The 22,074-nt window shown below is 65.9% G+C and carries 15 protein-coding genes; 5 read left to right on the forward strand and 10 right to left on the reverse strand.

All coding sequences use genetic code 11. The features are described from left to right. The first annotated feature begins 43 nt into the window (after positions 1-43). The 3 genes from ASE72_RS12815 to ASE72_RS12825 all read left to right on the forward strand — a co-directional run bounded on the left by ASE72_RS12815 (position 44) and on the right by ASE72_RS12825 (position 8,474). Entirely contained in the window at positions 44-2,233 is a 2,190-nt protein-coding gene (locus ASE72_RS12815) for an autotransporter assembly complex protein TamA (protein WP_056021654.1), read from the forward strand. After that, positions 2,233-6,501 (forward strand): translocation/assembly module TamB domain-containing protein, encoded by a 4,269-nt coding sequence (locus ASE72_RS12820; protein ID WP_082445974.1) that lies wholly within the window; start codon positions 2,233-2,235, stop codon positions 6,499-6,501. Before ASE72_RS12815 ends, ASE72_RS12820 begins: the two co-directional genes overlap by 1 nt. A 698-nt stretch (positions 6,502-7,199) precedes the next feature. Beyond that, positions 7,200-8,474 (forward strand): EAL domain-containing protein, encoded by a 1,275-nt coding sequence (locus ASE72_RS12825; protein ID WP_235532343.1) that lies wholly within the window; start codon positions 7,200-7,202, stop codon positions 8,472-8,474. A 49-nt stretch (positions 8,475-8,523) separates the two neighbouring features. Here the strand turns inward: ASE72_RS12825 and ASE72_RS20895 are convergent, their stop codons facing one another. Next, positions 8,524-9,033: a hypothetical protein gene (locus ASE72_RS20895; protein ID WP_235532344.1), complete on the reverse strand. Its 510-nt coding sequence runs from the start codon at positions 9,031-9,033 to the stop codon at positions 8,524-8,526. 312 nt (positions 9,034-9,345) lie between these two features. Here ASE72_RS20895 and ASE72_RS20900 point away from each other — a divergent pair, with 312 nt between their 5' ends. Both ASE72_RS20900 and ASE72_RS12835 read left to right on the forward strand, forming a co-directional pair. After that, positions 9,346-10,944, forward strand: a complete 1,599-nt coding sequence (locus ASE72_RS20900; RefSeq protein WP_056022349.1) for a sensor histidine kinase — start codon at positions 9,346-9,348, stop codon at positions 10,942-10,944. 62 nt (positions 10,945-11,006) lie between these two features. Then, entirely contained in the window at positions 11,007-11,414 is a 408-nt protein-coding gene (locus ASE72_RS12835; protein ID WP_056022353.1) for a response regulator, read from the forward strand. A gap of 21 nt (positions 11,415-11,435) precedes the next feature. Here the strand turns inward: ASE72_RS12835 and ASE72_RS12840 are convergent, their stop codons facing one another. The 9 genes from ASE72_RS12840 to obgE form a co-directional block, all read right to left on the reverse strand. Next, positions 11,436-12,590 carry a hypothetical protein gene (locus tag ASE72_RS12840; RefSeq protein WP_056021659.1) on the reverse strand — a complete coding sequence of 385 codons (1,155 nt, stop codon included), beginning with the start codon at positions 12,588-12,590 and terminating at the stop codon, positions 11,436-11,438. A 68-nt stretch (positions 12,591-12,658) separates the two neighbouring features. Next, the gene (lptG, locus tag ASE72_RS12845) at positions 12,659-13,756 is read right to left on the reverse strand and encodes an LPS export ABC transporter permease LptG (RefSeq protein ID WP_056021662.1); all 1,098 of its coding nucleotides are present in this window, start codon (positions 13,754-13,756) and stop codon (positions 12,659-12,661) included. Then, positions 13,753-14,952, reverse strand: a complete 1,200-nt coding sequence (gene lptF / locus ASE72_RS12850) for an LPS export ABC transporter permease LptF (RefSeq protein ID WP_200916251.1) — start codon at positions 14,950-14,952, stop codon at positions 13,753-13,755. The genes lptG and lptF overlap by 4 nt, the downstream gene beginning before the upstream one ends. Before the next feature lie 100 nt (positions 14,953-15,052). Next, positions 15,053-16,972 carry an ATP-binding protein gene (locus ASE72_RS12855; protein ID WP_082446040.1) on the reverse strand — a complete coding sequence of 640 codons (1,920 nt, stop codon included), beginning with the start codon at positions 16,970-16,972 and terminating at the stop codon, positions 15,053-15,055. A 167-nt stretch (positions 16,973-17,139) separates the two neighbouring features. Beyond that, positions 17,140-18,402 (reverse strand): serine palmitoyltransferase, encoded by a 1,263-nt coding sequence (spt, locus tag ASE72_RS12860; protein ID WP_056021668.1) that lies wholly within the window; start codon positions 18,400-18,402, stop codon positions 17,140-17,142. A 152-nt stretch (positions 18,403-18,554) separates the two neighbouring features. Then, the gene (locus ASE72_RS12865) at positions 18,555-18,797 is read right to left on the reverse strand and encodes an acyl carrier protein (RefSeq protein ID WP_056021671.1); all 243 of its coding nucleotides are present in this window, start codon (positions 18,795-18,797) and stop codon (positions 18,555-18,557) included. Positions 18,798-18,855: 58 nt separating this feature from the next. After that, positions 18,856-19,755: an NAD-dependent epimerase/dehydratase family protein gene (locus ASE72_RS12870; protein WP_056021673.1), complete on the reverse strand. Its 900-nt coding sequence runs from the start codon at positions 19,753-19,755 to the stop codon at positions 18,856-18,858. A 34-nt stretch (positions 19,756-19,789) separates the two neighbouring features. After that, a complete protein-coding gene (gene proB / locus ASE72_RS12875) occupies positions 19,790-20,887 on the reverse strand; it encodes a glutamate 5-kinase (protein ID WP_056021677.1) in 1,098 nt (365 codons plus the stop codon). 115 nt (positions 20,888-21,002) lie between these two features. Further along, entirely contained in the window at positions 21,003-22,049 is a 1,047-nt protein-coding gene (gene obgE / locus ASE72_RS12880; protein ID WP_056021679.1) for a GTPase ObgE, read from the reverse strand. Positions 22,050-22,074: the final 25 nt, after the last annotated feature.

Below are 22,074 nucleotides of genomic sequence, written 5' to 3' on the forward strand. Positions count from 1 at the left end.
AATCGAATGCGGTCGCCCTATTCAAAGGGGACTCGCAGTTAGCGTGACAGGTTCGACCGGACGGCATTATTGGCTCGCCATCGCTTTGGCGGCGGGCGCCAATGGCCTCATCCAGCCCGCCGCGGCGCAGCTCGCACAGCCCGGGTCTGCGCCTGCCAAGGGGCCTGACGCCCCTCGCATCGATCGGCAATCGTCGACGCCGGTGTCCCCTGCGACCGACGCGCCGATCGTTCCCGACGCCGAATTCAACAGCGCGCTGCCGCCCTTGTCGGGCGATATCAACGCGGCGCTCGAGCCGATGATCGCCGACACGCCGCAGACCGCGCCAGCGACTCAGCCGGCCACGTCGAGCGCTCCGGCGGTCACCGCGTCCGGCGATGTGCTGCCGCCGATCGGGCCGAACGATCCGCAGCTCGTCGAGCCGCTCCCCGCGCTCGCCAGCTACGACACCGCGCCGCTGGCGACCGGTGCCGACATCCGCGACAAGAATGCCCCCGAGATCCGGTACGATGCCGAGATCAAGGGGCTTGCGGATGCCGGGGACGGGCTGGAGGCACGATACAAGGCGTTGTCCGCGCTCAAGGGCGGCGGCAAGGCCGCCAACGCGACGCAGGTTTCGGCGCGGGCGAAGGAAGACGAGGCGCTGGTCGTCCGGCTGCTGAAATCGCTCGGATATTACGATGCCACCGCCATTTCGACGATCGAGACCGCCGCCGGAACGCCGGGCAGACTGAAGGCCATCGTCAGCGCGCAGCCCGGCCGGCTGTACACGCTGTCGTCGATCGTGGTGCAGGCCGCGCAGACGACACCACCCGATCTCGTGCGGCAGCAATTGCCGCTTAAGGTCGGCGATGCGATCCAGGCCGACCGCATCCAGGGCGCAGAGGCGAACGTCTCGCTGACGCTCCCGCAGATGGGCTATCCGTTCGTCAAGGTCGGCGAGCGCGATATCCTGCTCGATGACGAGTCGCCGACCGCGACGGGCGCGTATACGCTTCCGGTCGATGTCGGGCCGCGCGCGTCGTTCGGGCAATTGCGCACTGAAGGCGACACGGTCTTCAATATCGAGCATCTGAACGTCTTCCCGCGGTTCGAGCCTGGCGAACTGTACGACAACCGCCTGACCGACGACCTGCGCAACGCACTGGTCGCGACCAGCCTGTTCCAGAGCGTTTCGGTGGTCCCGCAGCGCACCGGACAGATCAATGCCGATGGCACCGAGCAGGTCGATCTGCTGGTCCGTCAGACCAAGGGTCCGGCACGAACGCTGGGCGGCAACGTCGGATTCTCGACGGGGCAGGGGTTCCGCGCCGAAGGCACCTGGCAGCATCGCAATCTCTTCCCGTACGAAGGCGCGCTGATCGCGTCGGTGATCGCAGGCACGCAGGAGCAGGGTGTCGCGGGGACGTTCCGTCGTGCCAATGCCGGCCGCCGCGATCGGACGTTCAGCCTGACCGCGGGTGCGAACCACTCGAACTACGACGCCTATGAAGCGTTCACGACGAGCGTCGGCGTCCGCTGGAGCTACGATTCGACGCCGATCTGGCAAAAGCCGCTGACATATTATTATGGCGGCGAGCTCGTCGGTACGAACGAGAGCGTCTACGACTTCACGCGTGGCGAAAACGTCCGGCGGACCTATGGCATCGTCGCGCTGCCGGGGCAGGTGCTGTTCGATCGGTCGGACAGCCTGCTCAATCCGAGCAAGGGCTATCGCCTCCGCGTCAATCTGAGTCCTGAAACGTCGGTCCAGGGGGCGGTCAGGCCCTATGTCCGCGCGATGGTCGAGGGGACGTTCTACTATCCCGTATCGAGCAGCATCGTGATCGCAGGCCGCGCCAAGGCGGGGACGATCCAGGGCGTCGCCCGCGACGACCTGGCGCCGTCGCGTCGCTATTATGGCGGCGGCGGCGGATCGGTGCGCGGGTACGGGTATCAGCGGCTGGGGCCGTTCGATCCGAATGGCGATCCGGTCGGCGGACGCAGCCTGAACGAATTCGCGCTCGAAGCGCGGTACCGGTTCGGCGATTTCGGGATCGTCCCGTTCGTCGATGCGGGCAACAGCTACGAGAGCACGACGCCCGACCTTTCGAGCCTGCGCTACGGCGCGGGTATCGGCGGGCGTTTCTATACCAGCTTCGGGCCGATGCGCGTCGATATCGCGACGCCGCTGAACCCGCGCGAGGGTGACGGCAAGGTCGCACTCTACATCTCGATCGGGCAGGCATTCTGATGGCCGAAAACGGCACCCCTCCCGCTCACGACCCGGTGGTCGACCCTGTGACGAACGCGGACGGCGGGGGCATCGACAAGCGCCCCCTCTGGCAGCGTATCCTGAAATGGATCGTCGTGACGGTGGTCGGGATCGTCGTCCTGCTGTTGCTGGTGCTGTTCGGGATCAACACCGATCCCGGCCGTCGCCTCGTTGCGGATCAGATTGGCGGCTACACGACCGCGTCGGGCCTTAACATCAAGGTCGGGCGGATCGATGGCTCGATCTATGGCGCGATGACGCTGAGCGATCTGCGCGTGTCCGATACGAAGGGCGTGTTCCTCACCAGCCCACGGCTGGCGGTCGACTGGCGGCCGTTCGCGTTTGCGCGCAATCATGTCGACGTGCGTGCTTTGACGACCCCGCTGGTGACGCTCCAGCGCCGGCCGATTTTGAAAGCGACGCCGAGCGATCCCAACGCGCCGCTGCTGCCCGACCTCGACATCGACGTGAACCGGCTGCGGATCGACCGGTTCGTGATCGGCAAGCCGGTCACGGGGCAGACGCATATCGTCAGGATCGATGGCGCGGTGCATATCGCCGACAAGCGCGCTCAGCTGACCACCAACGCCGCCGCGTTGCGCGGGCCGGGCGTTGCCGGTGGCGATCGGCTCATGCTGCGGCTCGATGCGGTGCCGGAGCAGAACAAGTTCGACGTCAATCTCAAGCTCGCGGCGCCCGTTGGCGGCGTGGTCGCGACGATGGGCGGGCTGAAGGCGCCACTGACGGCAACCGTCGATGGCCGCGGCAGCTGGGCGGCATGGCAGGGACGTGCGGTCGCGACACTTGGCGGGGGGCAGCTCGCCAATCTCGCGCTGACCGCGAAGAACGGACATATCGAGGTGCGCGGCGCGACTCGCCCGGGCCTCTATCTCGAAGGGCCGGTCGAACGGCTGACCGCGCCGCAGCTCGACGTCGCGATCGACACGACGCTGAACGACCGCAAGGCGGATACGCGGATCACGCTGAAGTCGGATGCGCTGGCGGTGGACGCCGGCGGCCTGATCGATCTCGCGAACAGCCGGTTCGGTAATTTTGCGGTCGACGCGAAGCTGCTGACGCCGGGTGCGATCCTCCCCAATCTGCGCGGCCGCGACGTGACGGCGCGTGTCGTGCTTGACGGTGCGTTCGCGACACCGACGGTCGACTACAAGGTGCGTGCCGCAACGATCGCATTCGGCGACATGGGCGTCGAGAACCTCTACGCCGAGGGTCTGGCACGCATCAACAGCGACCGGATCCTGGTACCGGTCAAGGCTCGCGCGCGTCGCGTGACGGGGCTCAACGCGGCGGTCGGCGGACTTGCGACCAACGTCGCGATCGATGGCGATTTCGCGATCTCGGGCGTCAACGTCCTGTCCGACAACCTCAAGATCCGGTCGGACAAGATCGACGCGACCGCCGTGGTCGTCGCGAACATGGCGACGGGTCGCTACACCGGTGCGCTGAAGGGCCGGATCAACAACTACCGCGTCGACGGTATCGGGATCGTCAACCTGTCGACCGACGCCAAGCTGGTCCCCGGGGCCAATGGTGGTTTCGGGATCACCGGCCGCGTCGTCGCGCAGACGTCGCAGATCTTCAACGAGGGCGCACGCACGTTCCTCGGCGGCAATGCGATCATCCGTTCGGACATCGGCTACAGCCCCGAGGGGATCGTCACGTTCCGCAACCTGCGGATGAATGCACCCCAGTTCCGCATCACGCGCGGCGAGGGGCGGTTCGATCCGGCCAGCGGCGTGGTGCTGGTCAATGCCGACGCGTATTCGACGGTGTATGGCCCATTGTCCGCGCGCGTGACGGGCAGTGCGACCGCGCCCGTCGTCGTCCTGCGCGCACCGCGGCCGGGCGTCGGCGTCGGCCTCGTCAATCTCCAGGCGCGGATCGTCGGACGCAACGGCGCCTATGCGGTCGTCGCGAGCGGGGGGACCAATTACGGTCCGTTCACCGCCGACGTGCTCGTAACGCCCGCGGCGCAGCTGGCGGTCGACGTCAGGCGAGTCGTATTCGCAGGGATCGTCGCGAGCGGCCGGGTCGTGCAGACGGCACCGGGGCCGTTCGCGGGCGCGCTGCAGTTCGCAGGGCAGGGGCTCCAGGGGAACGTCCGGCTGGGCAACCAGGGCGGTTACCAGCGCGCGGATGTCGCCGCGCGTGCCTATGGCGCCAAGATTCCCGGCATGGTCGACTTCACCATCGGGCGTGCGATCGTGAACGCGCACGCGGTGATGTACCCCAAGGCGCCGGAAGTGATCGCCGACGTCCAGGTCGCCGACATGCGCTACGGCGAGGTCGTGCTGTCGGCCGCGCGCGCGAAGGTGAATTATGTCGGTGGCCGGGGTACCGCGCAGGCGCTGGCGACGGGGTCGAGCGGCGTACCGTTCCGCGTCGCGATGAACGCGCAGCTCAGCCCCGATTCGTATCTCGTCGCGCTCAAGGGCCAGGCGAACGGCATCGATTTCCGCACGGCCAATCCAGCCCGGATCAGCGCGACGGCAGGGACCTACCGGCTCGCGCCGACGCGGATCGATTTCGGGCAGGGACCGAATGCGGGCGCGGCGCGCCTCGCGGGAAGCTATGGCAGCGGGCTCAATGCTCAGCTGCGGCTCGACAAGCTCGATCTCTCGATCCTGAGCGCACTCATGCCGAGCCTCGGTATCGGCGGCAACGCCACGGGAAGCCTCGACTTCGCGCAATCGGGCAGCGCGGCGGTTCCGACGGCGGATGCCCGCGTCACGGTCCGCAACTTCACGCGGACCGGGATCGCCGCGATTTCCGACCCCGTCGACATCGTGTTCGCCGGGACGCTCGGCGCACAAGGCGGCACGGGCCGCGCACTCGTCCGTCGCGGGCCGACCGTCGTCGGCCGGATGGTCGCCAATCTCCAGCCGCTCGGGCCGGGGGCCTCGTGGTCGGAGCGACTGATGGCTGCACCGCTGTCCGGGGGGATCCGCTACAATGGTCCGTCCGCGGTGCTGTTCAGCCTCGCGGCGTTGCCGAACCAGCAACTGTCAGGGCCGATCGCGATCGCGGCCGATTTCTCCGGCCGGTTGCAGGCGCCGCGGCTGAACGGTCTGATCCGGGCGGACTCGCTGACGTATGACAACGAGCAATATGGCACGCGGCTGTCGCAGATGCGGATCAACGCGCGGTTCAACAATGACCGCCTCGAACTGACGCAGCTGGCGGCACGTGCTGGCGACGGTACCGTCCAGGCACAGGGCAGCGTCGGGCTTGCGGCTGACAGCGGGTTCCCGATCGATCTGCGCGCGACGCTCAACAATGCACAGCTTGCCAAGAGCGATGCCTTGAGTGCGACGACGACGGGTACGGTGCGCTTCACCAACGGCCGCGACGGTGCGCTGCTGCAGGGCGATCTCCAGGTTCCCGAGGCGCGATACGAGATCATCCGCCAGGGTCAGGCCGAGGTCCCCGAGCTTACGGGCGTACGTCGCAAGAGCGAGATCCGCCCGGGTCGACCGACGGACCGCCCGGCGCGTGCGGCTCCGGCCGGGCTCATCAAGCTCGATCTGCGCGTGCGTGCGCCCAACCAGCTGTTCGTGTCCGGCATGGGCCTCGAGTCGGAATGGGAGATGGACATGCGGATCAGTGGGACGTCGGTCGCACCGGTCGTCACTGGCGGGCTCGACATCGTCCGCGGTACCTATTCCTTCGCAGGCAAGCGGTTCGAGGTGAACCGCGGCACGATCCGGTTCCGTGGCGGTGCGTTGACCGATCCGGACATCAATATCCAGGCGACGACGACGACCAACAACATCACGGTCGTGATCAACGTCACGGGTACCGGCGAGCGGCCGCAGATCGCGTTCACATCGACTCCCGCGTTGCCGCAGGACGAGGTGTTGAGCAGGCTCCTGTTCGGGACGAACCCGGAAAATCTATCGGCGACCGAGGCGATCCAGCTTGCAGCCGCGCTCAATTCGCTGCGGGGGTCGGGTGGGGGCGGGCTCAACCCGCTCGGCAAGCTGCGGTCCGCGACGGGGTTCGATCGCCTGCGCGTGCTGGGTGCCGACGAGGCGAGCGGGCGTGGAACGAGCCTCGCGGCGGGCAAGTACCTGACCGACAACATCTATGTGGAGATCGTGACCGACGCGAAGGGCTTCACCTCGACGCAGCTCGAGATCGCGTTGACCAAGGCGCTGAGCCTGTTGTCGTCGACCGGGTCGCAGGGTGGTCAGAACGCGAGCGTCAAATACTCGAAGGACTATTGAGCGCCTCGCACCGCGGCGGGCGACAGAGCAAACGATAAAGGCCGGCATCCGATCAGACGGGTGCCGGCTTTTTCATGTCATCGCGAAATGATGTTGCCTTTGAGGGCGGCCGGCTGCGCGCGCCGGTCGATGCCGCTTGGATCGAACTAGCGAAAATTACGCGCTTCTGCGTTCGGCCCCGGCAATGACACGGGGAGTGGAGGCCGTGCTTACGCGAGCAGGATCGCTCCTGCGTAAGACCAAAATCCCTTACGGATCGCAGGCTTTTACAAAACGCCTCAAACCCAAAATGGCGTTAAATAAACTTGAAATGCATTGTCACAAAAGTGACCCGGCGATCTCAGACTGCGCGTCACTCCGCGTAATCATGCGATCGCCGGACCGTTAACGATTTACCAGGGACGGATCTGCGTGCCGTACACCAGCGAAAGAATGAACTTCAGCATTTTTTGTTCTCCCTTGTTTGCGCCTGTTGATGCGCAATACTGAGTTAACGCGCCGTTAAGTAAAAAACAACGTGGTATACGACGTATTAACCATCGTCACGTCCCGTTGCGGGAAGGCTTAACGCATTCTTCAGGCGTCGCCCTTAGCGTCGGCACCATGAGCGAGCCCTTTTATCGCCTGTCCGCCCCGTGCCGGGTTGCGCGCCTAGCGGCCTGCCATGCAGCGGTGTGCGCATGACCGGAGGCGAGTCATTGGCAAATGAGATCGCGCAGCCGCCGGTCGCGTTTCACGGCTGGCAGTTTGCCATTCTGGCCGAGGTCGGCAACTTCGTGCATCTTCGGCGCCACGTCGGCCGTCGCAGGGCCGATACGCTCGTTGCAGACATAGCGCTGCGAATCGCGACCCTGCTGCCGCAATCGCGAACCGAGGTGGCTGCACGGGACCTTATCGACATCAGCCTGCAGGGCGATGCGCAGTGCGAGCTTGATCTCGTGCTGAATCAGATCGAGCGCGCGTTCGCCACGCCGTTCGATATCGACGGTGAGTGCTATCTCATCCAGCTGACGCTCGGGGGCGCCTCGGTTCACGCGCCGCAGCATGACGAGGTGCGGCTGATCGAGGAGGCGGAACTCGCGCTCGCGGATGCGCGAATCGAGCATGGTCCGATCGCGCGCGATGCGTCGATCGCCAATGCGTCGGTGGATCGCCAGCTTCTCGCGCGCGAACTGCATCAGGCGATCGGGGGCGATCAGCTGTTCCTGCAGTATCAGCCCAAGGTCCATCTGCGGCGGCAGGAGGTGTCGAGCGTCGAGGCACTGGTGCGGTGGCGCCACCCGACGCGCGGTCTCGTCCTGCCCAGCGACTTCATCCCGATCGCCGAAGACAGCCGTGATATCGTCACGTTGACGCTGTGGACGATCGAACAGGTGATTCGCGACCAGCGGATCCTGGTTGCGCGCGGCCATGATCTCCCGATCTTCATCAATATCGCCGGCGTGCTGCTCTCGGATGCCCGATTCGTGCGACAGGCCTGTGCCTTGATCGAGAAGAGCGGGGCGCAGCTCGGTTTCGAGATTACCGAGACGTCGGTGATTCGCGATCCGGACAGCGCGATTCGCAATCTTCAGGTCTTTGCGGACATCGGGATCGTCATCGCGATCGACGATTATGGCGCCGGGCTTTCGTCGCTCGCGTATCTGAAGCAGCTGCCGGCGAGCGAACTCAAGATCGACAAGCTGTTCGTGACGCAGTTGACGAGCTCGAACCGCGATCCGCTGATCGTCCGTTCGACGATCGACCTCGCGCACGCGCTCGAGATGGAGGTCGTCGCCGAGGGAGTCGAGACCGCATCCGCAATGGCGCTCCTGTCCGTCATGGGGTGCGACATGGTTCAGGGGTTCCTCATCAGCCGCCCGATCGGCATCGACGCGTTGCTGCCATTCCTCGACGAAGAGCGTCATCTCGGTGTCGCGCAGGAGATTCGCTCTCCGTTCGGCCGCGTCTCTGTCGTCGCGAAGGCCGGTTGAAGTCCGCGTGTTAGCGCCTGTCAGGTTCGTTGCCGGGCTTGCCGCGGTTTCACTGATATTCGCAACGGGTCCTGCCATCGCCGCGACGGCCAGAAGCGCGCAGGAACGGTTCGACGTCGCAATCGCCGATGTGAAAGCGACGATGCAGGCCGATCCCCATACAGTCGTGCGCAAAGCACTCGCTGCGCAAGCCCTGGCGAACCAGATCCCAGATCGTCGGCGCCGGCATATCGCAGCGGCGACTGCGGACTGGCTTCAGGGGGAGGCCTATCTCCGGTTGGATCAGCCGGACCGGGCAGCGCCGATCATCGAACTTGCTCTTAACACGATCACCAAGTTTGACAGAGGGTCGAACCTCCACGGCAACATTTTGCTCACGAGCGGTGGGGCAAATGGCGAACAGGGCGAAGCCGGGGCTGCGTTGGCCAACTATCTCGCTGCGCACGATATCTTTCGGCAGACATCCGACACGCGCAATCGCGCCAAGGCTCTCATGCTGATCGGCGGACTTTACGCCGACGGAAAGGATCCGGAGACGGCGCTGCGCTATCTCGGACAAGCGCTGGATCTGTACAGCGGGGATCCCGGCGTACTGGTATCGATGTACAATAATCGTGGGTCGTATCTGCAAGATCTGGGGCGGTATCCAGAGGCGGAGGGGCAATTCCGGCTGGCGCTGAAAACCGTCAAGCCGATGGACAGCCCGTTGCTGGAGTCGTTGATCCTTGGCAACATCGCGCAAACCAAATTACAAGCCGGAGATCCAAAGCGGGCGCAAGTTGCAATCAACGAAGCATTGCAGATCGCATCGCGCGATGACGCTCGACAGGGTCTGCTAAGACTCCTCCCGGTCGCTGCACGGCTTGCCTTGATGCGGCACGATGACGCGGGGGCGGCATCCCTGATCTCGCCGCTTTTTGACGGTGTCGACCTGTCCAAGACCAATTTGCCATTCCGCGAGGCGCATGCCGTCGCCTACGACATTTACAAGGCGATCGGGCGGCCCGACGAGGCGCTCGTGCATCTCGCGGCGCTCAAGCGGCTCGACGATCAGGCGACGAAGCTCGCGACGAACACGAGCACCGCGCTGATGGCCGCGCGGTTCAACTTTGCGAACCAGGAACTGAAGATCTCGAAGCTCCACGCCGACGAGCTCCAGCGCAGCGTGGCGTATGAACAGGCGCGCGCACGGACGCAGCGCCTGCTGTTTCTGGCGGGAGCGGCGGCGGTTCTGGCGGTGATCGGGATGCTCGCGGTGGGCCTCGTCACGATCCGTCGAAGCCGCGACAAGGTGCGCGCCGCGAACGACGATCTGGCGGTGACGAACGGCGCGTTGGCCAAGGCGCTGGCGGCGAAGACCGAATTCCTCGCGACGACTAGCCATGAGATTCGTACGCCGCTGAACGGCATCCTGGGTATGACCGAGGTGATGCTCGCGGACGCCGCGCTCGATACCAGGCTGCGCGACCGGCTGGGCGTGGTCCACGGCGCGGGCGTCACGATGCGCGCGCTGGTCGACGACATCCTCGACATTGCGAAGATGGAGACGGGGAACCTGACGATCGAGCATGGCCCGCTCGACCTGTGTTCGACGGTGAGCGATGCCGCGCGGATGTGGGAGGTCCAGGCCGAGCGGAAGGGGCTGGCGTTCACCATCGACATGGCGGGGTGCCCGGCGACGATCATGGGCGATGCGGCACGGATCAGGCAGATCGTCTTCAACCTGTTGTCCAATGCGCTGAAGTTCACGCATGCGGGCGCCGTTACGGTGACCCTGCGTTCGAGCGAGACGCGGTTGCTGCTCGATATCACCGATTCGGGGATCGGCATCCCGGCCGACAAGCTCGCCGATATCTTCGAATCATTCCGTCAGGCCGACGCGGGAACGACCCGCCAATATGGCGGTACCGGGCTTGGCCTTGCGATCTCGCGCAATCTGGCCCGGGCCATGGGCGGGGAGATCGTCGTCGAAAGCGTGGTCGGGCAGGGCACCATTTTCACGCTCGACCTGCCGCTGATCGTCGCCGACAGCGTCGTGCGGTCGGAGACTGGAAGCGGTTCGGTGGCCAGCGCGTCGTTCCTGATCGTCGATCGCAACCCGATCATGCGCAGCATGTTCAAGACGCTGGTCGCACCTTATGTCGACTCCGTGCTCGCCGTCGCATCGGTCGATGAGGCGGTTGAGACGCTGAAAGCGACGCGCGTCGCACACATCCTCATCGACGACGTCACGGTGCACGCCGCCGGGAATGTCACTGCGGAGATCACGCGGATCCATGCCGCGGCGGGCGATGCGGCCACCACGCTGCTCTGGCCAGCGTCACGTTTGCCTGAACTCGACGCGCTGATCGTCAAGCCGACGCGTGTCGTCGGGAAGCCCGTTTCGGGTACCGAACTGCTCGCGGCCCTTTTTGACAGCGCCGGAATGCAAAACAACTTAATTGCCGATCTTGTCTCCGAGGCAGCTTGAAGCGTACAGCCTTTTGTAACGGAATGCCTGCCTGCCTTGCCGGTCCCGTCGCGGAGGAAGTCTTGAACATATTGTTCATTGAGGACGATCGAATGAATCGCCGGGTCGTTGGCGATATGCTCGGCGTTGCCGGTGCGACCATGACCGAAGCGGAGAGTGCGGAGCGCGGCCTCGAGATCCTCGATGCGCAGGATTTTCAGATGGTTCTGGTCGATCTCCGGATGCCGGGGATGGACGGGATCACGGCGATCACGATCATTCGCGCGCGCGGCGACGAGAAGGCCAAGGTGCCCATCATCGTCATTACCGCGGACGTCGCGCCCGACCTGCGCGAGCGGTGCATCGCCGCGGGGGCCGACGACGTCATCTTCAAGCCGGTCGCGATGGATGCGCTGTTCGAGGCGATGGGCCGCATCCTCGCGCGCGACGCGCGCGGCGATGGTCCGGGAAGCAGCAGCCTCATTCTCTAGCGTGCCGGGCGTCAGGCGCGATCAGAGCGCCTTTTCATAGACCTGATATTTCTTGTTCATCCGGCTCTCGATCGTCTCGGCGATCGAACGCATCCCCTGGTTGTCGTCGAGGATCCAGCCGATCTCCGCGCGCGTCGCGCCATAGTTGGCGAGCGATGCGCGACGGATATATTCGATCATCATGAAGGCGAGCTGGCTCGCCATACGCGACGACTGGAGCTCCTTGACCACGCCCATCAGCGGCACACGGACCGTCCGCACCCGGGGCTTGCGCAGCCAAAGCAGCAGCTTGGCCCATCCGAACGGGAGCAGATTGCCGTTCAGCGGCTTGATCGCCTCGTTCATGTCGGGGAGTGTGATCATGAACGCGACCGGTTTGCCATCGACTTCGGCGATGCGGATCAGGTCGTTGAACACGATCGGCTTCAGCTTGACGCCGACGTCCTTGATCTCGGGCGGGGTGAGCGGAACGAAACCCCAATTGTCCGACCATGCGTCGTTGAGGATACCAAGGATGATCGCCGCTTCGGTATCGAACTTCGACTTGTCGACGTTGCGGATCACGATCCGGCCATTCTTCTCGCCGGACTTGATGATCCGCTGGACGATCGGCGGAAACTCGCGGGTGATATCGACCTCATAGGTCATCAGCTGCTTGACGGGCAGGTTGCCCGCGCGCTCGATCCAGCCGCGATATTGCGGTTTGGCGTGGCCCATCATGATCGTCGGCGCATGGTCATACCCCTCGATCAGAAGCCCGGGCTCCTCCCAGACCGACATGCTGATCGGACCCAGCACGCGTTTCATACCCTGATCGCGCAGCCACGCCTCGGCCGCAGCGAACAGCGCCTGAAAGACGTCCTCGCGCTCCGCCTCCATGAGCCCCCATTGGCCGACGCCCGGGCCGAACCCCTGCTCGGGCGGCATCGTCAGGGCCAGCGTGTCGATATGCGCGGAGATGCGACCCACGACGCGCCCGTCCTGCTCGGCGAGAAACAGCTGCGCCTTGGCGTGGCTGAACCAGCCGTTCTTCTCGGGCGTGATGAGGCCGAGTGCCTCGGACTTCAGTGGCGGCACCCAGTGAGGATCGTCTGCATAAAGGCGGAAGGGCAGGTCGATGAACGTCTTGCGATCGCGCGTCGTCTCGACCTTGCGGATCGTTATCGTACCAGCCATTCGATCGCCCCTCGAAGCTCATTCACCAGGGCAAGCGGATAACCGCCGCCCGAGCGATCGTATACCCGCTATTCCTCGGTGCGGAACAGGACCGCTTCGCCGATCAGGAAGAAGAGCAGGAACGGCGCCCATGCCGCGAGAAATGGCGGATAGGCCCCCAGATTGCCCATCGCGAGCGCAAAATTGTCCGCGACGAAATAGGCAAAACCGAGCCCCATGCCGATCACCGCGCGGATGAACAGCTTGCCCGATCGCGCGATCCCGAAGGCTGCGACGGCACCGAGCAACGGCATCAGCACCGACGAGAGCGGCCCCGACAATTTATGCCAGAGCGACCCCTCGAGCGCCTTGGTCGGCCTTCCGGCATCGGCCAGATCGGCAATCGCGGCCTTCAACGCACCGAACGAGAGGCTGTCGGCATCGACGGTCGCCAGCGTGAACTGATCGGGCCTGACGTCGCGCCCGACCACGACCGTGCCGAGCTGCGAGAGATTGCCGCTGGCGACGTCGAACCGCGTCGCGGGGCCGATCTCCCAGCCATTGGCGACGCGCTTGCCATGCGGTGCGCGGACGATCGAAACGAGGTTGCCGCCTGCGCGATCGTACAGCGTGATGCCGCCGAGACGCGTTGCGGCCGCGCGGCCGCGGATCTGCTCGACCTGGATGAGATCGTCGCCGTCGCGCACCCAGACATTCGCCCGGTCACCGCGGTCGATCGGCATCTTGCCGTAATTGACCTTCTGCCACTGCGTCAGCGTCGCGGTTGCCCGCGAGACCACGCGGTCGTTGAACGAAAAGCTGACGATGGCGACGAGAAGGCTCGCGATCAGCAGCGGTGCGAGCACCTGATGCGCGGACAGCCCCGACGCCTTCAGCGCGATAATCTCGCTGTTCTGGTTCATCGTGATCAGCGTCAGGATCGTACCCAGCAGCACGGAGAATGGCAGCGCGAAGGCGATGATCTGCGGCGCGCGCAGGCTGACATAGTGCCACACCTGCGCGTCGCCATTGCCGGCAAAGGCGAGGATGTTGCCCGATTCACTGAGCAGGTCGAGCGCCTGCAGCACGAGGACGAGCGCCGCGAGGATGCTGAACGTCCGCGTCATGAACAGCCGGCCCATATAGACGGCGACCGTGCGCGACGGGAACATCATCACCCGGCTCATGCCGCACCCTCCTTGTCGCGGCGGCGGCCGGGCAGGCGGCTCGTGACCATCTTGACCGTACGGCTGATCCCGCGCTCGAGCGCGCCGATCGGTTCGCCGCCGGGCACATAGGCGATGGTGTAGTACATCCAGAGGATCAGCCCGGCAAAGACGGTAAACGGCACCCACAGCGCGATCAGCGGGTCGATCCGCCCGAGCTCGCCGACATCCGCGGCGTATTGGTTGACCTTGTGATAGGTCACGATCATCACGATCGACAGGAAGACGCCAAGCCCGGATGTCGAGCGTTTCGCGGGCACGCCGAGTGCGACCGCGAGCATCGGCAGCAGGAACATCATCGCCACCTCGGCAAGCCTGAAGTGGAACTCGGAACGGCTTGCATCGCGCAACTCGGGGGTCGCGGCCTCGTGGCCCGCGCGCGCGAGTTCGGGAAGCGTGAATTCCAGATTGCGACCGCCGCGGACGCGAAAGCTCTCGAACTTCGGCAGGTTGATCGGCAGATCGTGGCTGCTGAAGGTGAGGACGCGCGGTGTCCTGAATTCGGGGCGCTCATGGATCAACGTGCCATTTGCGAGCCGGAAAATGATGACGTTGGGATCGTCGGTCGCGAGGAACCGGCCCTTGGCCGCGGTGACGCCGATCCAGTCGTTCTTCGGCGTCTGCGCGTGGACGAAGATCCCCGACAGCTCGCGCCCCTTGTCGCGGCTCTGCTCGATGCGCAGCGTCATCCGGTCGCCGAGATGCGTGAATTCGCCGACCTTGATCGACGCGCCAAGCGCACCGGTGCGCAGCTCGAAGCGCAACCCCTCGTAATAATAGCGGGCGATCGGCTGGAGATAGCCGACGATCAGGAGGTTGGCGATCGCGAGGACGATCGCGAACATGTACGGTACGCGGAGCAGCCGCGTGTAGCTCATCCCGACACTGCGCAGGACGTCGAGCTCGGACGTGGTCGCGAGCTTGCGGAACGCGAGCAGGATGCCCAGCAGCAGGCCGATCGGGATGCCGAGCCCGAGATATTCGGGGAGCAGATTGGCGAGCATGCGCCAGACGACGCTGATCGGACCGCCCTCGGTGGCCACGAAGTCGAAAAGCCGGCGCATGCGGTCGAGCACCAGCAGCATCGCCGCGATCACGAGCGTCGAAAAGAGCGGGACCGCGATCAGCCGGGCCATGTAGCGGTCGATGGATTTCATGAGGCGGGGCTCTGCGAGAAGCGCGGACGGAGGAGTAATCGCGGGTCTATACCAGCTTTCGTGCCGGGATATAGAGGTGGTATGGCGCGGAGGTCGCGGCCTATTCCGCAGCGATCTGTCGCGGCGGCGATGGCCGGCCCGGCGCCATCGCGGCGATCACCGCCCGTTCGAGTCCGGCGAGCGTGAACGGCTTGCGCAGGACCTGGTGATCACCGAACTCGCTGGTCGCCGACTCGCCGGCAAACCCCGTCACGAAGAGGACCGCGACATCGGGGAAGATCGGGCGCAGCGCCGCGATCATCTCCGGGCCGGTCTGGCGCGGCATCAGCACGTCGGAAATGATCAGGTCGACCGCGCCGTGGCGCGCAAGCAGAGCGGCGGCATTGACTGGATCGTCGCACGGGATCGGGTTGTGGCCCAGTTCCTCGAGCGCGTTGATCGTCGATGCGAGGACGCGCGGGTCGTCCTCGACGACGAGGATACGCAACCCCGCACTGGCGACCGCCGGCTCGGCCGCCTGTTCCGACGCTAGAACGTCGGTGTCGCCGCCTTCCGTCTCGCCGGACGGTTCGGGATCGGCCTCGACGACGGGGTCGGCAAGGTCGCGCGGCAGATAGAGCGTGACCGTCGTTCCCTCGCCCACCGCACTGACGATTTCGATCTCGCCGTCGAGCTGGCGAACGAGTCCGAATATCTGGCTGAGCCCGAGGCCCGTTCCCTTGCCGGTTTCCTTGGTGGTGAAGAAGGGTTCGAACACCCGTTCGGCGATGTCGGGGCTCATCCCGCTGCCGTCGTCGGCGACGGCGATCGTCGCATAGTCGCCGGCAGGACAATGGCCGACCGCGTTGGCGGCCAGGCCCACGGCGCCCGTCGTCACGGTCATCGTCCCGCGCCCGTTCATCGCATCCCGCGCGTTGACGGCGAGATTGAGGACCGCATTCTCGAGCTGGACGCGGTCGGCGCGAACCCGCCAGCCGTCGGACCGGTCGACCACGGTGAGCGTGATCGCATCGCCCAGCGTGCGGTCGAGCAGGTCGGACATGCCTTCGACCAGCCCGGCGACGCCGAGTGTCTCCGGCTTGAGCGAATCCTCGCGGCTGAACGCGAGCAGCCGCCGGGTCAGCGCCGCTGCCCGGTTGGCACCGTCGGTCGCGCTTTCGATGTGACGGCGGGCGGTCAGGGGATCGCGGATGATCGACCGCTGCGCGAGTTCGAGGCCGCCAAGAACAACCGCAAGCATGTTGTTGAAGTCATGCGCGATTCCGCCAGTCAGCTGGCCCACCGCATCCATTTTCTGGATCTGGCGGAGCTTCGATTCCTGGACGCGTAATTCGGTCGTCGCCTGCTCGACCGCCGCCGAGAGCTCTTCCGCCCTGCCGCGCTCCATGTCGGCATCGGCCTGCGCATCGACCCGGTCGCTGACCGCGCGGATCGTGAACCAGCCCAGCCCGATCGCACCGAGCACGATCAACATGCCGAATACGGCGAGCACGCCGGCGATCGAGCTGGATCGTTCGACGGACCCCATCGCGCCGGAGGTCCGGCTGTCGAGCAGCGCCCGCTCCCTCGCGATCAGCTGGTCGAGGGTGCGGTTGATCGCGATGAGTGTGGGGGCGTTGCGGCCCTGATAATAGCGGGCGAGCGCCTGGCTGTTCTTGCCGTAATTGGTGCTCAGCGCGGTCAGCGACAGCTCGCGGCCGCGATCCTCGTACGCGGTGCGCAACTCGGCGACGCGCGCCGACTGCTCCCGATTGTCGAAGGTGAGCCGCTCGAGGCGGTTGATCTGGGTCCCGGCGAGCACCCATTCCTCGAAATAGAGCCGGCCGAGCTGCTTGTCGCCGCTGATGACGTAGCGGCCGAGCGAGGCTTCGGATCGTGCGATCGTACTCGACAGCGTCCGTGCGAGGATCATCACGTCATAGCTGTGCGCCTGGAGGCGGAGCGCGCGGTCGCGCTCGCGATTGGCGCTGCTCAGCGTCGATATGAGCGCGACCAGTACCGCCGCACCGAGCAGTGCCATCACGATGAGCGTGATGGTCCGCCAGGTCCCGCCGCCCCCAACGGCGATAGCGTCGGCCTCGTCCTGCGTCACGGACGAACGATAGCCTGCGTTATACCGACGAGGCAATGTCAGCCCGGAGATGGCGGACGCGGTAGCGTTTCGCCGGCGGGACGCGGGGATGAAGGTCAGCCGATCACGCCAACCGCGCGTCCGGCCTCCCGGAACATGGCAAGGATCGTCTGCACCTGCTCGTCGGTGTGCTCGGCACAGAGCGAGCAGCGCAGCAGGAAGGTGCCCGCGGGCGTCGCCGGCGGACGTGCCATGTTCACGTACAGCCCGCCCTCTAGCAGCGACTGCCAGATTGCGATCGCCTGTTCCTGGTCGGTGAGGATGATCGCGATGATCGCCGAATCGGACGTTTCGGTGCCGAGCTTGAAGCCCATTGCCTTGAGGCCGGCATGCATCGCCCGCGCGTTCTTCCAGAGCTGGGCACGCTTGTCGTGCGCGGTCATCAGCTTGCGGATCGAGGTCGCGGCGGTGGCGACGACCGACGGCGGCAGCGAGGCGGTGAAGATGTACGGACGGCAGGCGAAGCGGACCATCTCGAACTTCGGATGGTTCGACACGACGAAGCCGCCGACCGTGCCGACCGACTTCGAGAAGGTGCCGACGACGAAATCGACCTGATCGGTGAGGCCCATTTCCTCGTACACGCCGCGGCCATTGGGACCGAAAAAGCCCATCGAATGCGCCTCGTCGACCAGCACCATCGCGCCATGCTTTTTGGCGACCGCGACCATCTCCTTCAGCGGCGCGATGTCACCGAGCATCGAATAGACGCCTTCGAGCACCACGAGCTTGCCGGCTTCCTTGGGCAGGCGGCCGAGCCGCTTGTCGAGATCGGCCACGTCGTTGTGGCGGAAGCGGACGATCTCGGCATTGCCCTGCTTGCAGCCGTCGTAGATCGAGGCGTGGCTGTCGGCGTCGAGGATGACGTATTCGCCCTTGCCCGCGAGCGTCGAGATGATCCCGAGATTGGCCATGTACCCGGTCGAGAACACGATCGCGCCGGTCATGTCGTAGAAGTCGCGCAGCGCCTGTTCGACGTCGATGTGATCGTGGAACGTGCCGTTGAGCATGCGGCTGCCGTTGGTGCCCGAGCCGAACCGGTCAAGCGCGGTCTTGCCCGCCTGGATGACGTCCGGGTCGAACGTCATGCCCATGTAATTGTAGGTGCCGAGCAGGATCGTGTCCTTGCCGCGGATCACCGCCTGGGTCGGCGACTTCACTTCGTCCATCACGATCGTGAACGGGTTGCGCACGCCGGACCGCACGAGCGCCTCGCGCTCGGCGATCAGGCCGTCGAACTTCGACATCAGGTCGCGTTCGGGGGCGACCTCGGCGACGTCGAGGGGGAGGGCGTGGGCGGTGGTGGCGGCTTCGGTCATGTTCGGTTCCAGGAGGTTGGACTGTGATAACGCCTCAGACCGTTCGTCCCGAGTAGCCATCGAGCCTGTCGAAATGGCGTATCGAGGGACATGTACCTCGATACGGTCTCTCGGCTACGCTCGATCCCTACTCGGCACGAACGGCAATGGGGTCAGGCCTTCAGTTTCGCCACCGCGTCGACGAGCTGACCGACGGTCTCGATCTCGGCCTGCATGTTCATCGTGATGATGATGTCGAATTCGTCCTCGATCGCGGCGACGAAATCCATGACGGTCAGGCTGTCCCACTCGAGGTCGCCTTGGAACGTGGTCGCGTCGGTCAGTGCGACGCCCTTCTTGTTGAACGGCTCGATCTGCGCGGTGACGGTGTCGTAGATCTGCTGGCGGTCGCTCATGATAATCCCTTCGGTGTCGCCGTTATCCCTGACAGGGAATTGCGGCGGCTTTTCGGCGCTATAGCAGCCCCGCGGCGCGATACCATGCGGCGGTTTGCGCGAGCGCTTGGCGGGTCGGGACGGCGGGGGTCCACAAAGCGGGCGGGGGCGGCTGGTGCGACACCCAGTCGCGGTGGCAGAAATAGCGGACGCGGTCGCGCGTCAGCCGCGCCTTCTTGCCGCGCATCAGACGATCCGCGGCGGAGGCGAGCAGCATCAGCATGCGCGGTGTCGGCAGCACGCGGACCGGCTTGCCGACCGCGGTGCCGATCGCGCGCGCGAAATCGCGATTGTCCCAGCCGGTTGCGACGCCGTCGTCGGGCTCCATGATCGACGGCGCGGCGGGGATCTCGGCGAGCGCGAGCAACAGCGTCGTCAGGTCCTCGACATAGAGCAGCGAGATTCGCGTTCCTGCCGGCGGCACGGGCACGAAGCCCGACCGCGCCGCCTTGAACACGTCGAGCAGATCATGGTCGCGCGGCCCGAAGATCGCCGGCGGGCGGACGATCGTCCAGTCGAGACCCGATGCGGTGACGCGCGTCTCCGCCTCCGCCTTCGACCAGCCATAGTTCGAGAGCCCCGGCTCGCGTGCGGCAAGCGACGAGACATGGATGAAGCGACGGATGCCGGCGAGCCGCGTCGCCTTCAGGATCGCCTCGGTGCCGGCAATATTGCCCTCGGCGAATGCGGCGCGGTCGGGCACGTTGACGACGCCCGCGACGTGGATGACGATATCGGCACCGTCGACCAGCGTGGCGAGGCTCTTGGGGCGATCAAGCGCGCCTTCGATCCAGGTCACGCCGATGCGCTTGGCCTGCGGCTTGCGGGCGAGCGCGCGGATCGTGTGCCCGGTCTCGAGCGCATGGTCGATCAGGTGGCTGCCGACGAACCCCGTGCCGCCGGTGATGGCCAGAATCATGCGCGCGCTCCCGGGGTGTTCATGGCGCGGCCGATCACAGCAGCGCGAGATGGTTGCGGTGGACCAGCGCGGACCGCGGCGCATAGCCGAGGATCGCAGCGTGATCGTCGCTGTGCCGGCCGAGCAGGCGTGCGGTATCGGCGGCGTCGTATTCCGCCAGCCCACGCGCGATCGTGCCCTCGGGCCCTTCGATCGTCACGAGGTCGCCGCGCGTGAAACCGCCGTCGATCCGCGTCGCCCCCGCCGCGAGCAGGCTGCGACCCTGGCCAAGGGCGGCCGCGGCGCCTGCATCGACGTGGATCGCACCCTTCGCGGTCAGCCCGCCCGCGAGCCATGCCTTCCGCGCAGACGCCGTGCGCTCGGCGGTGAAGAGCGTGTGGCGGGCGGGGGTGGAGAGCGGATGCGCGATCCGCCCGGATGCGATCGCCAGCGGGATGCCTGCGCCGGTCGCGATCCGCGCGGCGGCGATCTTCGACGCCATGCCGCCCGATCCCATGCCGGAGCCCGACCCGTCGTCCGCCATGCCCGCGACCGCATCGATCCGATCCACGCTCGCGATATGAGTCGCGGACGGATCGGTGTGCGGGTTGGCGGTGTAGAGGCCGTCGACGTCGGAGAGCAGGATCACGCCCTGCGCGCCCGCAGCCTGCGCGACCCGCGCGGCAAGGCGGTCATTGTCGCCGAACCGGATCTCCGCGGTCGCAACGCTGTCATTTTCGTTGATGACGGGGACGACTCGCAGCGACAACAGCCGGTTGAGCGTCGCGGCGGCATTGAGATAGCGGCGGCGGTCCTCGAGGTCGTCGAGCGTGACGAGCATCTGCGCGGCGTTGAGCCCCTGCGCGGCCAGCAATTCGGCCCAGACCTGGCTGAGCGCGATCTGGCCGGTCGCCGCGGCGGCCTGCGCGTCTTCGAGACTGGCGCGCCCACCCTTGGGCAGCCTGAGTCGGCGCGCGCCGAGTGCGATCGCGCCGGAGGAGACGATCGCGATCTGCTGCCCCTCGCCAGTTCGTGCGGCGATGTCGGCGAGAAGGTCTGTGAGCCAGTCCCGCCGAACGCTGCCGTCGGGATCGACGAGCAACGCCGAGCCGATCTTCACGATCAGCCGCGCGCAGGACGAGGGTGGAAACATCACTGCTCCCTCTCCCCGCCGGGGAGAGGGCCGGGGTGAGGGGCGGCCATGGGCGGTGTCGCCTGAAACAGCCCCTCACCCAACCCTCTCCCCGCAGGGGAGAGGGCTTTAAGGGTCAGAGCGGCGACCATGCGACCGGGACTTCGCCCTCTTCGAGTTCCTTTGGCGCGCCGGGTGCCGGACCGATCGCGCCGATCAGCTTGTCGAGAAGCGCTTCGATCCCCGCGCCGCTTGCGCCCGAGATTGCCATCACCTCCGCGCCGCTCGCTTCCGCCAGCTCCGCCGAAAGCGCCGCGATCAGTTCGGCGTCGAGCATGTCGACCTTGTTGAGCGCGACGATGACGTTCTTGTCGGTCAGACCTTCGCCATAATTCTCGAGCTCGTCGCGAACGATGCGGTACGATTCGGCGACGTCGGCGTCGTTCGCATCGACCAGATGCAGCAGCACGCGGCAGCGCTCGATATGCCCGAGGAAGCGGTCACCGATGCCTGCGCCCTCGGCCGCACCCTGGATAAGGCCCGGAATATCCGCGACGACGAATTCGCGCTGCTTGTGACGCACCACGCCCAGCTGCGGCCGCGTGGTCGTGAAGGCGTATTCGCCGACCTTGGCCTGTGCGTTCGTCACCTGGTTGATGAAGGTCGACTTGCCCGCGTTGGGCAGCCCGACCAGACCCGCATCCGCGAGCAGCTTCAGCCGCAGCCAGACCCACGCCTCGCCGAATGGCCAGCCGGTGCCGTGCTGGCGCGGCGTGCGGTTGGTCGAGGTCTTGTAGCTGGCGTTACCGCGCCCGCCGTCGCCGCCGCGGAACAGCACTTCGCGCTGACCGACTTGCGTGAAGTCGATCAGCACCTCTTCCTTGTCCTCCGACAGCACCTGCGTGCCGAGCGGGACGCGGATCACGAGATCCTCGCCGCCCGCGCCGGTCCGGTTCGAGCCCGACCCGCCCGAGCCGCGCGGTGCGCGGAAATGCTGCGTGTAGCGAAAGTCGATCAGCGTGTTCAGGCCGGCGATGCATTCGAACACGATGTCGCCGCCCTTGCCGCCATTGCCGCCATCGGGGCCGCCATATTCGATATATTTCTCGCGACGGAAGCTGACGGCACCGGGGCCGCCCTCACCCGAACGTACGTAGATCTTGGCTTGGTCTAGAAAATGCATCGCCGCCCCATAGCGAAATTGGCGA

Source organism: Sphingomonas sp. Leaf20, from assembly GCF_001421535.1.
Lineage (GTDB): Bacteria > Pseudomonadota > Alphaproteobacteria > Sphingomonadales > Sphingomonadaceae > Sphingomonas.